This is a genomic window from Clostridium sp. KNHs216 (assembly GCF_006714885.1).
GTDB lineage: Bacteria > Bacillota > Clostridia > Oscillospirales > Acutalibacteraceae > Caproiciproducens.
Window position 1 is genome coordinate 2005272 of sequence record NZ_VFMF01000001.1, and the last position, 13412, is coordinate 2018683.

The 13412-nt window shown below is 53.1% G+C and carries 12 protein-coding genes and 1 pseudogene; all 13 read left to right on the forward strand.

All coding sequences use genetic code 11. The features are described 5' to 3' along the window. The first annotated feature begins 25 nt into the window (after window positions 1-25). Window positions 26-484, forward strand: coding sequence for a PrgI family protein (locus tag LY85_RS09755; protein WP_141826476.1), 459 nt, complete (start codon window positions 26-28; stop codon window positions 482-484). Further along, the gene (locus LY85_RS09760) at window positions 384-2789 is read left to right on the forward strand and encodes a VirB4-like conjugal transfer ATPase, CD1110 family (RefSeq protein WP_141826477.1); all 2406 of its coding nucleotides are present in this window, start codon (window positions 384-386) and stop codon (window positions 2787-2789) included. Before LY85_RS09755 ends, LY85_RS09760 begins: the two co-directional genes overlap by 101 nt. Window positions 2790-2824: 35 nt before the next feature. Continuing rightward, window positions 2825-4552: a CD1108 family mobile element protein gene (locus tag LY85_RS09765; protein ID WP_141826478.1), complete on the forward strand. Its 1728-nt coding sequence runs from the start codon at window positions 2825-2827 to the stop codon at window positions 4550-4552. Between the two features lie 19 nt (window positions 4553-4571). Beyond that, window positions 4572-4817, forward strand: a complete 246-nt coding sequence (locus tag LY85_RS09770; protein ID WP_141826479.1) for a DUF4315 family protein — start codon at window positions 4572-4574, stop codon at window positions 4815-4817. Further along, window positions 4804-5550: a CD1107 family mobile element protein gene (locus LY85_RS09775; protein ID WP_141826480.1), complete on the forward strand. Its 747-nt coding sequence runs from the start codon at window positions 4804-4806 to the stop codon at window positions 5548-5550. Before LY85_RS09770 ends, LY85_RS09775 begins: the two co-directional genes overlap by 14 nt. Continuing rightward, a complete protein-coding gene (locus LY85_RS19285) occupies window positions 5547-5711 on the forward strand; it encodes a hypothetical protein (protein WP_185741182.1) in 165 nt (54 codons plus the stop codon). The genes LY85_RS09775 and LY85_RS19285 overlap by 4 nt, the downstream gene beginning before the upstream one ends. 181 nt (window positions 5712-5892) lie before the next feature. Next, a complete protein-coding gene (locus tag LY85_RS09780) occupies window positions 5893-6861 on the forward strand; it encodes an AraC family transcriptional regulator (protein ID WP_141826481.1) in 969 nt (322 codons plus the stop codon). A 95-nt stretch (window positions 6862-6956) separates the two neighbouring features. Beyond that, window positions 6957-7079: pseudogene (locus tag LY85_RS19780) on the forward strand (DNA topoisomerase III); the annotation flags it as partial. Window positions 7080-7298: 219 nt separating this feature from the next. Further along, entirely contained in the window at window positions 7299-8114 is an 816-nt protein-coding gene (locus LY85_RS09790; RefSeq protein WP_141826482.1) for an MBL fold metallo-hydrolase, read from the forward strand. Window positions 8115-8226: 112 nt separating this feature from the next. Beyond that, window positions 8227-10287, forward strand: a complete 2061-nt coding sequence (locus tag LY85_RS09795; protein WP_141826483.1) for a DNA topoisomerase 3 — start codon at window positions 8227-8229, stop codon at window positions 10285-10287. Further along, on the forward strand, window positions 10284-10586 hold the full coding sequence (locus LY85_RS09800) for an immunoglobulin (RefSeq protein ID WP_141826484.1): 303 nt from the start codon (window positions 10284-10286) through the stop codon (window positions 10584-10586). Before LY85_RS09795 ends, LY85_RS09800 begins: the two co-directional genes overlap by 4 nt. An 82-nt stretch (window positions 10587-10668) precedes the next feature. Beyond that, the gene (locus LY85_RS09805) at window positions 10669-13116 is read left to right on the forward strand and encodes a YodL domain-containing protein (protein ID WP_141826485.1); all 2448 of its coding nucleotides are present in this window, start codon (window positions 10669-10671) and stop codon (window positions 13114-13116) included. Between the two features lies 1 nt (window position 13117). Further along, entirely contained in the window at window positions 13118-13333 is a 216-nt protein-coding gene (locus LY85_RS09810; RefSeq protein ID WP_141826486.1) for a transposon-transfer assisting family protein, read from the forward strand. Window positions 13334-13412: the final 79 nt, after the last annotated feature.

Here is a 13412-nt window from a genome sequence, read left to right on the forward strand (position 1 = left end):
CAATTCTTTTGTAGGAGGTGTTTTTTTGGCTTATGTTCCTGTACCCAAAGACCTGACTGCCGTGAAAACGAAGGTCCTGTTCAACTTAACAAAACGGCAGCTTGTCTGTTTCAGCGGCGGCGCGCTTGTGGGCGTACCGCTTTTCTTTTTGCTCAAGGGGTCTGCGGGTTTCAGCGCCGGAGCCGCATCCCTCTGCATGGTTCTCGTCATGCTGCCGTTTTTCCTGACGGCAGTCTATGAGAAAAACGGCCTGCCGATGGAAAAGATCGTCCGCAACATTGCCCGTGTGCTGTTTCTCCGGCCAAAGCAGCGGCCCTATCAGACCAACAATTTTTTCGCCGTGCTCGCGCGGCAAAGTAAACTCGACAAGGAGGTGCGTCGGATTGTCGGTAAAAAAGCAAAGACCGGCCATAAATCGGTCGTTATCCCGCGCCGAGAAGCGCCAGATCGAAGCCGCCGTCGCAAGAGCGCGGCAGACCGATAAGAAAAAGCAGTCGGCGCAGGACAGCATTCCGTTTCAGCGGATGTTCCCGGACGGAATCTGCCGCGTGACCGACAGCTATTACACGAAAACCGTTCAGTTTCAGGACATCAACTATCAGCTCAACCAAAACGAGGATAAGACCGCCATTTTTGAGGGCTGGTGCGATTTCCTCAACTATTTCGACAGTTCCATCAAGTTTCAGCTTTCGTTTCTGAACCTTTCCGCGACGCGGGACAGCTTTGCGAAAAGCGTCACCATCCCGCCGCAGGGCGACGATTTCGACAGCCTGCGTTCGGAGTATACGGAAATGCTCCGGAATCAGCTTGCCAAAGGCAACAACGGCCTCATCAAAACCAAATACCTGACCTTCGGCATCGAAGCGGACAGCCTGAAAGCGGCCAAGCCCCGGCTGGAACGTATCGAGATCGACATTCTGAATAACTTCAAGCATCTCGGCGTGACAGCCGCTTCTCTGAACGGCGCGGACCGTCTGCGGCTGCTTCATGACATCTTCCGTATGGACGCGCCGGAGCCGTTCCGCTTTTCGTGGGATTGGCTGGCACCTTCCGGCCTCTCCGTCAAGGATTTCATTGCGCCGTCTTCCTTCGAGTTCAAAAGCGGAAATATGTTCGGTATGGGGCGTCAGGTTGGGGCGGTGTCGTTCCTGCAAATCCTTGCGCCGGAGCTGAACGACCGGATGCTGGCCGATTTTCTTGACATGGAATCCAGCCTCATCGTCACCATGCATATCCAGTCCATCGATCAGGTGAGCGCCATCAAGACGGTGAAGCGGAAAATTACGGACCTCGATTCCATGAAAATTCAAGAGCAGAAAAAGGCTATCCGTTCCGGTTACGACATGGACATCATCCCATCCGACCTCGCTACCTACGGAGAGGAAGCGAAAAAGCTGTTGCAGGATTTACAGTCCCGCAACGAGCGCATGTTCCTCGTAACCTTCCTCGTTCTCAACGTGGTCGAAAACCGGCAGCGGCTGGACAGCAACGTGTTTCAGGCAAGCTCCCTCGCGCAGAAATACAACTGCGCGCTAACCCGCCTCGACTTCCGGCAGGAAGAAGGGCTGATGTCCTCACTTCCGCTTGGGTACAACCAAATAGAGATTCAGCGGGGCCTGACCACTTCGAGCACCGCCATTTTTATTCCCTTTACCACGCAGGAGCTGTTCCAGACCGGGCGCGAGGCGCTGTACTGCGGTCTGAATGCCCTGTCCAACAACCTCATCATGGTGGATCGGAAGCTCCTGAAAAATCCGAACGGCCTGATTCTCGGCACACCGGGCGCGGGCAAATCCTTCGCGGCAAAACGCGAAATCGTCAACGTATTCCTCGTCACCAACGACGACATCATCGTCTGTGACCCGGAGGCCGAATACGGCCCGCTGATCGAGCGCCTGCACGGGCAGATCATCAAAATATCGCCCGCGTCCACCGATTACATCAATCCCATGGACATCAACCTCAACTATTCCGAGGAAGAAAATCCTCTGTCCCTCAAGTCAGATTTCATTTTGTCGCTCTGCGAACTGATCGTCGGCGGCAAGGAGGGCTTGCAGCCGGTAGAAAAGACAATCATTGACCGCTGCGTGAGGCTGGTGTATCGGGATTATCTGAGCGACCCGCGCCCGGAGAACATGCCGATTCTGGAGGATTTGTACAACGAGCTGCGCAAGCAGGACGAAAAGGAAGCGCAGTACATCGCCACGGCGCTGGAAATCTACGTCACCGGTTCCCTCAACGTGTTCAACCACCGCACGACCGTAAACGTAAGGAATCGCGTCGTCAGCTACGACATCCGGGAGCTTGGCAAGCAGCTCAAAAAAATCGGGATGCTTATCGTGCAGGATCAGGTCTGGAACCGCGTCACCGCCAACCGGGCCGTGGGAAAATCCACGCGTTACTACATCGACGAATTCCATCTGCTCTTAAAAGAAGAACAGACCGCCGCCTATTCCGTGGAAATCTGGAAGCGGTTCCGTAAGTGGGGCGGCATTCCGACCGGGATTACGCAGAACATCAAGGATCTTCTTTCCTCCCGTGAAATCGAAAACATTTTTGAAAACTCGGATTACATCTATATGCTCAATCAGGCGTCCGGCGACCGGCAGATTCTCGCCAAGCAACTCGGTATTTCGCCGCATCAGCTTTCCTACGTCACTCATTCCGGCGAGGGCGAAGGGCTGCTGTTTTACGGCAACGTCATCCTGCCGTTTATCGATCATTTCCCGAAAGACACGGAATTGTACCGTATCATGACCACAAAGCCGCAGGAAGTGGCGGCAACATGAGTGTTCCTATTCAGTGGGATCGGAGGTGATACGGAATGGAAAAACGAGCGCCCCGCCTGCAATTTACGAAGGAGGAACGCGCCGCCCCTGTATTGAAAAAATCTGTCCACAGGGTGCAGAAAGCGGCGGCAAAAGCGGATCAGGCGCAGGCGAAAATCCCGAAAAAGAAAGTCCTTCGCAAGCAGCGCACCTTTGATAAGCCTACGGGTAAAGCAAAGGTGCGTTTGTATTTTGAGAAAGCAGACAAGAAAAAACAGTCCAAGCTCACCCACTCCGTCCTGGACGCACCCGGAAACGCCGCTCTGATGCAGTTTCATCGGGAAATCCGGAAGTCTGAGGATGAAAACGTTGGCGTGGAGGCTGCGCATAAAAGCGAGGAAACCGCCGAAACGGGCGGGCGTCTGGTTCGCAGCGCCCACCGCTCCCACAAGTTGAAGCCATACCGGAAATCGGTCAAAGCGGAAAAACAGCTTGACCGCGCCAACCTCGGTTACTTACAGAAAAAGGCCGCGCGGGACGATCCTCAGCCCTCCGGCAATCCTTTGGCCCACTGGCGGCAGAAGCGGGCCGTCAAAAAACAGTATGCCGCCGCGAAACGGGCCGGGCAGTTCACGGGTTCCGCTGGGAAAGCTGCCCAAAACACTTCTAAAGCGGCAAAGACGGCGGCACGGCAGGGCAAGCGGGCGGCGGCTTTTGTCGGGCGGCACCGGAACGGTTTTCTGATCGCCGCAGGCGTTTTTCTGGTGCTGGTCCTGCTTCTGAACGTCCTATCCTCCAGTTCCGTTCTGCTGGAAGGCGCGCTGTCCGGCGTTACCGCGTCCACCTATCCTTCCACGGACGACGCCATGCTCGGCGCGGAAGCCGCTTACGCCCAAAAGGAAACGGACCTTCAGAACGAGATCGATCATTACGAGCAGCGGTACGGCGGGTACGACGAATATCACTATACGCTCGATAAAATCGGCCACGACCCCTATGTGCTGATTTCCATTCTGACGGCGTGGCATGGCGGCGAATGGACGCTGGATGAAGTCCGGGACACGCTTTCCATGCTGTTCTCAAAAGAATACCAACTGACGCAGACTGTGGAGACGGAAACCCGATACCGAACAGAAACGGACACGGTGACGGACCCGGACGGCACGACCCACACCGAAACCCGGCAGATTCCCTACACCTACACCATCTGTAACGTAAAACTGCACAACGAGGATTTGTCTCATCTTCCCATTTCCATCATGAACGAGGATCAGGTCGGCGTGTATTCGATGTACATGTCCACTCTCGGCAATCGGCCCGACCTGTTCCCTTCGTCAGCCTATCCGAACGCATCCACCGTCAAAAGGCCAACGGAGTACGACATTCCCCCGGAAGCGATGGCGGACGCGCGGTTTGCCGCCATGATGACGGAAGCGAAAAAGTACATCGGCTATCCCTATGTTTGGGGCGGTAGCAACCCCAAAACCTCATTTGACTGTTCCGGTTACGTGTCGTGGGTGATCAATCACAGCGGGTGGAACGTGGGACGGCTGGGTGCGCAGGGCCTCTGCGACATCTGCACTCCGGTTTCTCCCGCCGACGCCAAACCCGGCGACCTTGTTTTCTTTGAACACACCTACGATACCGACGGCGTATCCCACGTAGGCATTTACGTCGGAAACGGCATGATGCTCGCAGCGGGGGACCCCATCGGTTACTCGAATCTCAACACAAGCTACTGGCAGAGCCACTTTTACACGTTCGGGCGTTTACCGAACCCATAACAGATTGGAGGAATCAACCGTGAATCCGAAATTCAAAAAAATCGACGCCGAGTATGAAAAGAACGCGGCAAAAATCTCCGCGCTGCAAAACCGGCAGAAGGAACTGGAGAAGCAGCGCCGGGAGTTGGAAAATCTCGATATTGTCGGCCTTGTTCGGGGGATGGGCATGACAGCGGAGGAACTCTCCGTGCTCATGAAAGCAGCCCGTGAAAGCCGGCCCGCGTCCGATCATAACAAACAGGAGGAACATCATGAAGAAATCTAAAATCCGCATATTCGTCTGCCTGATAGCCGCCGTGTCCTGCACGGCGGCTTTTTCCGTCAACGCCCTCGCCTACAGCACAGGGGCGACCTCTCCGACTTTGAGCAGTTCCAGCGCCGCGAGCAGTACCGCATCGTCATCGGCTTCGTCCGAAACGTCGTCAGGGACATCACTCAAGCCTCTGACGCCGGACGGCACCGGGACGGTGATCGACAACGTGACCAACGAGGACGGCAAAGAGTTTTTCACCGTCACCACGCCGAGCAAACATGTCTTTTACCTGATTATCGACCGGCAGAAAAGCACCGAGAATGTCTATTTTCTCGACGCCGTGACGGACAAGGATCTGCTTGCGCTGGCAAAGAGCGACAACGAGGACGTTTCCGGTTCTTCCTCATCCAAGACCGCTTCCACCCCGGAGACAGCCTCCGCGCCGACCGCATTGACGCCCACGGTTTCGTCCAACTCTCATCCGGAAAAGCAGAACAGCAGCGCCGGAATCGCGGCGGTCGCCGTGCTTGCGGCCGTTCTCGTCGGCGCGGCGGTCTGGTTTTTCAAATTCCGCAAGCCGGGTAAAAAGGACAAAAACAGGCCCGATCCGGACGATTACGATTACACCGAAGACGGGGATGAGGAATCCGAGCCGGATGATGAACCGGATTCACCTGATGAGGAAACAGAGCAAAAAGGCGGTTCCGAATCATCCTGCAATGAAACGGAGCGTGAGGACGAATGACCTTTTTCACCGACAGCCCTTTTGAGCGGATGATGGTGCAAAAGCCGCAGTACAGGCGGGAGGAACGGCCTCCCGCCCCGCCGAAAGGCCGTCCTGAACATCCCCGTGACTATTACCGCGACCTTATTATCACTCCGAAGGTCGTCAAGCCGGAGCAATAACGTTTCGGCTTGTTTTGAATAATCCTGTGTGTTAAGATATTTCGTAAGCATTTAGAACGATGATTATTTAGATAATCTCTGTCGCAAAAGAAAGCATTGATTTCCGCAAGTAAAATCAAGCAGTGCAATTTTCACAACGCTATAATGGTTATAGGGTGATTGAAACGAGGTGAGTAAACGGATGTACGAATGGCACAAGCAAATCCAAATAATCGTTGATCAAATTGACGAGTGTATCAGACATCATCACGATGAAGCACTAACGCTACGTTTTCTTTCTCGCAAGTTGGGTTATTCTGAATTTCATACTACCAGAAAATTCAAGGAAATATCGGGTATGCAGTTTAGAGATTATTTGCGGCTTAGAAAGTTAGCCTTTGCACTAAAAGAGGTTCGGGATAGTGAAAAAAGCATTTTGGATATTGCTTTTGATTATGGCTTTTCATCACATGAAGCTTTTACCAGAGCTTTCAAGGGAACATATGGTGTAACTCCAAGTGAATACCGAAAAAAGCCTAAGCCTGTTGTCCTCCGTACAAAAATAAACCCTTTCGACCGCTACTTTTTCGGACTTGGAGAGATTGGTATGATAAGATCCACAGATGATGTTAAAATTTATTTTGTAACCATTCCCGCACACAAATTCTTGCACATTAAAAACTATGAGAGTAATGGGTACTGGGATTTTTGGCAAAAGCAAAGTCTTATTCCGGGACAAGACTGCGATACAATTTGTGGATTACTCGATAGTATCAAAGGCAAATTGGATGACGATGGCGGGAGCGAATCTAACAGCAGCAGCGGTCAGATTATGGCGTACATTAATGACCCGGACGGCAGACTCTGCGATTGGGGTATTCCACGTACAGAGTGTTATGGCGCGCGCCTTCCTTTTGATTATAAAGGCGAAGTACCACCACAAATGCTTATGATTGATGTTCCCGAAGCCGAGTATATTGTTTTTGAACATGGGCCATTCGATTATGAGCAGGAAAATCGTAGCGTGGAGGAAAAGGTGGAAAAGGCAATGGCTACTTTTGATTTTGCAGGAACCGGTTATTGCTATGATACTTCCCCCGGCAGAATAATTTACTTTTATCACGATCCGGAGCGGTTTTGGAAGTATATCAGACCGGTAAAAAAGTCATAATCACGGGTTTGTTTTCACAAAAGACACAGCTACTGTGTAAGGGCAATCGAGAAATCGGTTGCCCTTTTTCTATGTCCGCATGAAAGGAGAAAAAATTGAAACTTGTAATCAGTGAAAAACCCTCAGTTGCCCAAAGTATCACAGCCGCGATCGGCGCGAAGCAGCGCGGGGACGGGTATCTGGAGGGCGGCAGCTACCTCGTTTCATGGTGCCTCGGCCTCCCGCCCCGCCGAAAGGCCGTCCTGACCGTCCCCGTGACTGTTACCGCGACCTTATCATCACGCCGAAAGCTGGCAAGCCGGAGCGATAACGACAGCTTGCGATGGATGAGTCCGTGTGATAAGATACTCTATAAGGAAGTGATGGTATGCCACCCAAGAATCGCTTTTCCTCTGTGCAAAAATGAAATACAAATTGTACAGAGGAGTGCATCGTAAATGATGAGACTAAATAGACCAGCTTTTTCAAAAGAAACGATTCGAGCAATGGAGGATATGTCTTTTTTTACCCATTCGCTGATTTTCGATGATCTGCTAATCGTTGCTCAAAGAGAAACTAACTGCTTCGTATTAAAAACGAATGATGGATTGATTATCATTGATGCCATTTGGCCGTCGAAAAAAGCTTTTGATGCTATCGTAGCTGCGATTAAAGATGTGGGTTGGAATTCTGACGCTATTAAAAAGCTGCTTCTAACGCATGGCCATGTTGACCATACAGGATGTGGAAAATGGTTTGTTGAACGATATCATATGGACACATATCTCTCCAAAGCGGATGATATTTTCTGGCAGGAACATCCGACAAAACCGGACAGACCTGAAACATGGAAAGATTACGATATTGATCATTATCTGCAAGATGGAGATACCGTGACATTAGGCAACAAGACAATATGCGTCTACAGTACGCCTGGTCATACCCCTGGCTGCCTAAGTTATATATTTCCCGTAACAGAAAACGGAGAAAATCACATGGCAGCATTATGGGGCGGTACTACACCGCCTTGGACAAAGGCCGAAGTGAAACAATACCTGAAATCATTGGATTATTTTGTTGATGCGTCAATGCGCAAAAATGTAGATGTGGCTTTAAGCAATCATACGGCTATAGATAATGGTCTGGAACGCATTGAATATTCCAGAAAAAGATTAGCTTATATGCCAAACATCTATATCATTGGATCGGATGGATTTCAAAAATACTGTCAGGTCTTTCGGACAATGAGCCACGAAATGCTCGAAAAATTATAAACGTTATGCGAAGCCGGAAATCCAGTATTTCAAAGTGAATAGTTGTTACTATGAAGGGCAATCGAGAAATCGGTTGCTCTTTTTTGTATGCCAATGCAGAAAGGAGAAAAAATTGAAACTTGTAATCAGTGAAAAGCCCTCGGTTGCCCAAAATATTGCCGCCGTGATCGGCGCGAAACAGCGCGACGACGGGTATCTGGAGGGCAGCGGCTACCTCGTTTCGTGGTGTCTCGGCCATCTCGCGGAGCTGGCAAGTGCCGACACGTACGATGAAAAATACGCCAAATGGCGGCGGGAGGACCTTCCCATTTTGCCGGAGAACTGGCGGTTCACCGTAAGCGGGGACAAACAAAATCAGTTTGCTATTCTCCGTACCCTGATGCGCCGCGACGATGTGGATGAAGTCATCAACGCCTGTGACGCCGGACGCGAGGGCGAACTGATTTTCCGCACCGTGTATGACATGGCTGGCTGCTCCAAGCCGATAAAACGGCTCTGGATTTCGTTGATGGAGGATGAGGCCATTCGTCAGGGCTTTGCCGACTTGAAACCGGGACGGGATTACGACGGCCTGCATCAGTCCGCTCTCTGCCGCTCCAAGGCTGACTGGCTGGTGGGTATCAACGCGACGCGTTTGTTTTCGGTTTTATATCACCGCACTCTGAACGTCGGTCGCGTCATGTCTCCGACGCTGGCGCTCATCGTGCAGCGGGAAGCGGAGATTTCCGCGTTCCAGCCGGAGCCGTTTTACACGGTCAGCCTCGACTGCGGCGATTTTACCGCCACCGGCGACAAACTGAAAGCGAAGCCGGAATCCGAGGCCGTTGCCGCCGCCTGCAAAGGCAAAACGGCAACCGTCAAAACCGTGGAGCGGAAAGAAAAATCCGAAAAGGCTCCCGCCCTCTACGACCTGACCACCCTCCAGCGCGACGCCAACTGTCTGCTCGGTTACACGGCCCAGCAGACACTGGATTATCTGCAATCGCTCTATGAAAAGAAGCTCTGCACCTATCCCCGCACCGACAGCCGATTTCTGACAAACGATATGGAGGGAACTGTTCCGGCGCTTGCTTCCGTTGCCGCCGCGATCTGCGGCACGGATGTTCCCGAAAACATCAACGCCGGTCAGGTCTGCGACAGCGCGAAAGTCAGCGACCATCACGCCGTCGTTCCCACCTCCGGCGCGGGCAAAGCGGATGTTTCCGCGCTGCCCGCAGGGGAACGTGAAATCCTGCGGCTCGTTTCCCGGCAGCTTCTCTGCGCGGTCGGCAGTCCGCACCAATACGCCGAAACCGCCGTCACGCTGGACTGCGCCGGGTATGGATTTGCCGCCAAGGGCAAGACGATCCTCGTTCCCGGCTGGAAAATCTATTTGCAGGAACAGGCCGACAAGCCTCTGCCCGAACTGGCAGAGGGTCAAAATATTGCAGTCACATCCGTTGCCGTCAAAGAGGGCAAAACCTCGCCGTCCAAGCATTATACGGAGGATACCTTGCTTTCCGCGATGGAGACGGCGGGCGCGAAAGAGATGCCCGACGATGCGGAGCGTAAGGGCCTCGGTACCCCCGCCACCCGCGCGGCCATTTTGGAAAAGCTCGTCACCACCGGATTCGTGGAACGGAAAAAGGCCAAGAAAACCGTCAATCTTATCCCGTCTCAGGTCGGCGTGTCGCTTGTTACGGTTCTGCCGGAGCAGCTTCAATCCCCGCTGCTGACCGCCGAATGGGAAAACCGGCTCAAACAGGTGGAGCATGGAGAACTGGAACCGGACGCTTTTATGAACGGGATTTCTTCCATGCTCCGGGAGCTGATACAAACCTATACGCCGGTCAGGGGCGCGGAGGTGCTGTTTCCCTCCGGTCGGGAAATTATCGGCAAATGCCCCCGCTGCGGCGGCAGCGTGACCGAAAGCAAAAAGGGCTTTTTCTGCGAAAACGACGGTTGCCGCTTCGGGCTTTGGAAGGATAACCGGTTTTTCGCCGCCAAGAAAAGGGTTCTGACGAAAGCTATCGCCGCAACGCTCCTGAAGGATGGGCGCGTAAGGCTCACCGGATGTTATTCCGAAAAAACCGGCAAGACTTACGACGCGACGGTGATTTTGGAGGATACCGGGGAGCGCGTCAATTTCAAGTTGGAATTTGATTCGGAAGCGAAAAGGCGGGACGGATTATGAAACTTTCAAAATATGAGCGGGAGACGATCATCTGCTATAACGAGGAAGAAACGACGGCCAGCGTCTATACGCACAATAAGAAACTTATCCAAAAGCTCAAACGGCTCTCGGAAAAATACCCCGACAAGGTGAAACCGGAGCGCCCGGAGCATCGCGGGGCCGTCAGCTATCTTGTCCCCAAACGCTGTGTTTCCGTTCGGGAACCGTACAGCGACCGGCGGCGCGAAGCCGACAGTTTACGGGCTAAAACAGCAAAAATACGCCCTTCAGACAGGGGAATACGCTCCGAAAATGAATAACGGGCGCGCTCCCGCATAGGTTTACCCCGGCCTGTGCGGGGGCGCGTTTTTTCAATTCTATGATCTGCGAAAGGAGCACACTATGGCCGAAAAGAATAAGGAACGGCTGAAAGAGATCACCGACAGCATCGAACAGGGTATCCAAAATCTTTTCCAGAGCGACCGGTACGCGCAGTACCTCCGCACTATGTCCCGGTTCCACCGCTATTCCGTCAACAACACCATGCTGATTTACATGCAGAAGCCGGATGCCACCCTCGTTGCCGGGTTCAACAAATGGCGCGATCAGTTCAGCCGGAACGTCATGCGGGGCGAAAAAGGCATCAAAATCATCGCGCCCACGCCGTTCAAAAAGAAAATCGAGGAAGAAAAGCTTGACCCGGACACCAAAATTCCCATGCGGGACGCGGATGGCAGCATCATCATGGAGGAAAAGGAAATCAAAATCCCCATGTACAAGTTGGTGTCGGTCTTTGACGTGTCGCAGACCGAGGGGAAGCCGCTGCCGACATTGGCAAATGATCTCACGGGGAATGTTCAGCAGTATGCGATTTTCATGGAGGCGCTGCGGCACGCGTCCCCTGTCCCGCTTGCTTTTGAGGCGATGGAGCCGAATACGGACGGCTATTTCAGTGAAAAAGACCAGCGTATCGCCATCCGATCTGATATGAGCGAGGTCCAGACCGTTGCCGCCGCCGTCCATGAAATCACCCACGCCACGCTGCACAACTACGAACAGGCACGGCTTGCCGCCGCCGAGGGTGACGAAACCGCCGAGCCGCCCAAACCGAAAGACCGGAATACCGAAGAAGTAGAGGCCGAGAGTGTTTCTTATGCCGTCTGCCAGTATTACGGCATTCAGACCGGCGAGAACAGCTTCGGCTATATCGCTTCATGGAGCCGTGGCAAGGAACTGCCGGAGCTGCGGGCCTCTCTGGAAACGATCAATAAAACCGCTTCCGGCCTGATCTCCGACATTGACCAAAATTTCCGCGAGGTGCTGAGAGAGTATGATTCCGTTCTGGAGCAATTTGCCGGGGACGCATACCGGTACACGGCTTCCGTCATGAAACCGCCGTTCCCTCTCAACTCCATGGAAAAAGAAGTCCCAGTTACCGTGGAAGATTTGAAAAGCGGTTACGGAAAAGACACCCGTGCGGCCATTTTCAATGCCGCCAAGGTCGAGGGCGCGGCGTCTCCGAATGAACTTCTGCGGCGGCTGGACGAAATCGAAAAAATATACCCGCCGAGGGAAACCGAGGCGATATATCTGCTGGACAATGCCGCCTATCTTTATTTGAAGGGAAATGAGGACGGATACGGCTATACCCTTTACGACAAGGAGAGCCTGCGGGAAACGGCAAGCGGGTTTGCCGACGAGGGCGTCAGCTCCATCCCGACCGCCTACGAACAGGCGCTTGCCCTTGAGCACCTGACCCCTGCAACCTCGGAGAAGGTGCCACTTGACATTCTCCGGGATATTGCCGCCGTGCATGAACAGGACGTACAGGAATATATCCGCAAAAATAATTTGAGTGACCATGAGCCGGACGCACCGGCGACGCAGACAGCGCCCGACCAGCCGAAAGCGGCGGATATGCTGCCGGACGCGCCGGAGCTGGCGCTCGACGAATATCCCATGCCGGATTCGGACCTGACCGTGGCCGATCTGGAAGCCTGCGGGTATCTGGATGGCGACCTGCTGCCCCTCTCCAAAGATCAGGCGATGGAGCTTTTTGAGCAGGACCTCACCGTTTACATGATCGAGGACGGCGGCGCAAGCATGGCATTCGACCCGGATGAGATTCAGGCGCGCAGCGGTCTGTTCGCCGTGAGCCGTGAGGAATGGGAGGAAAGCCGGGAATTTTCCTCTGCCATAGAGGACCGGATGAAGCATCAGGAGCAGCGGGAAACCGCTTTTCTGAAAACCTCTCAGAACGCTTTTGCCATCTATCAGGTGAAGGACGGCGACGAGCTGCGGGATATCCGGTTTGAGCCTTTAAGCTGGCTGGAATCCAAGGGCGTTTCCGTAGACCACGAAAACTATGATCTTGCCTACACTGCCCCGCTCACTGTTCAGGGCGATACAGAAGAAAAACTGGCTGTTTTGTGGGACAGATTCAACAACGATCATCCCGCCGATTATCACAGGCCGAGCCTGTCCGTCAGCGACATCGTTGCCTTAAAGCATAACGGCGTTGTATCCTGTCATTACGTGGACAGCTTCGGTTTTCAGGAGATTCCAGATTTTCTGAAACCGGAAAATTACCTGAAAAACGCGGAGATGTCGATGGAGGACGATTACGACATGATCGACGGTATCATCGACAACGGAAAAAATCCCACTGTCGCGGAGCTGGAACAGCAGGCCAAAACCGGCCAGCCGATTTCCCTTCTGGAGCTTGCCGAGGCGTCTCGGCGGGAACATGACGAAAAGAAAAAATCCGTCGTGGAACGGCTCAAGAATCAGCCGGTCAGCCGGGAACATAAAAAAACAGCGCCCGACAGAGGCGCGGAAATGGAGCGGTGATATGTTTACCAATGATGAAATCAACCTGATGTGCATTTACAATACCGGGACGCGGGATGGCCTGATTGCGGAGCTGACACAGATGCGCGGCTATCTCGGCGCGGAAGAAACGGAGCTTCTTGTCCTGACGGATTCCGCGCTGGGAAAGCTCCGGGGCATGAGCGACGCCGAGTACGCCGCGCTTGACCTATTCCCTGATTTTTCTGACAATGTTTAAAAAGTAAAAATTCACTTAAAAAAATTGAATATTTTTACTCTAATGATCTCTACGACAATGCAAACAATAAAAATGGTGA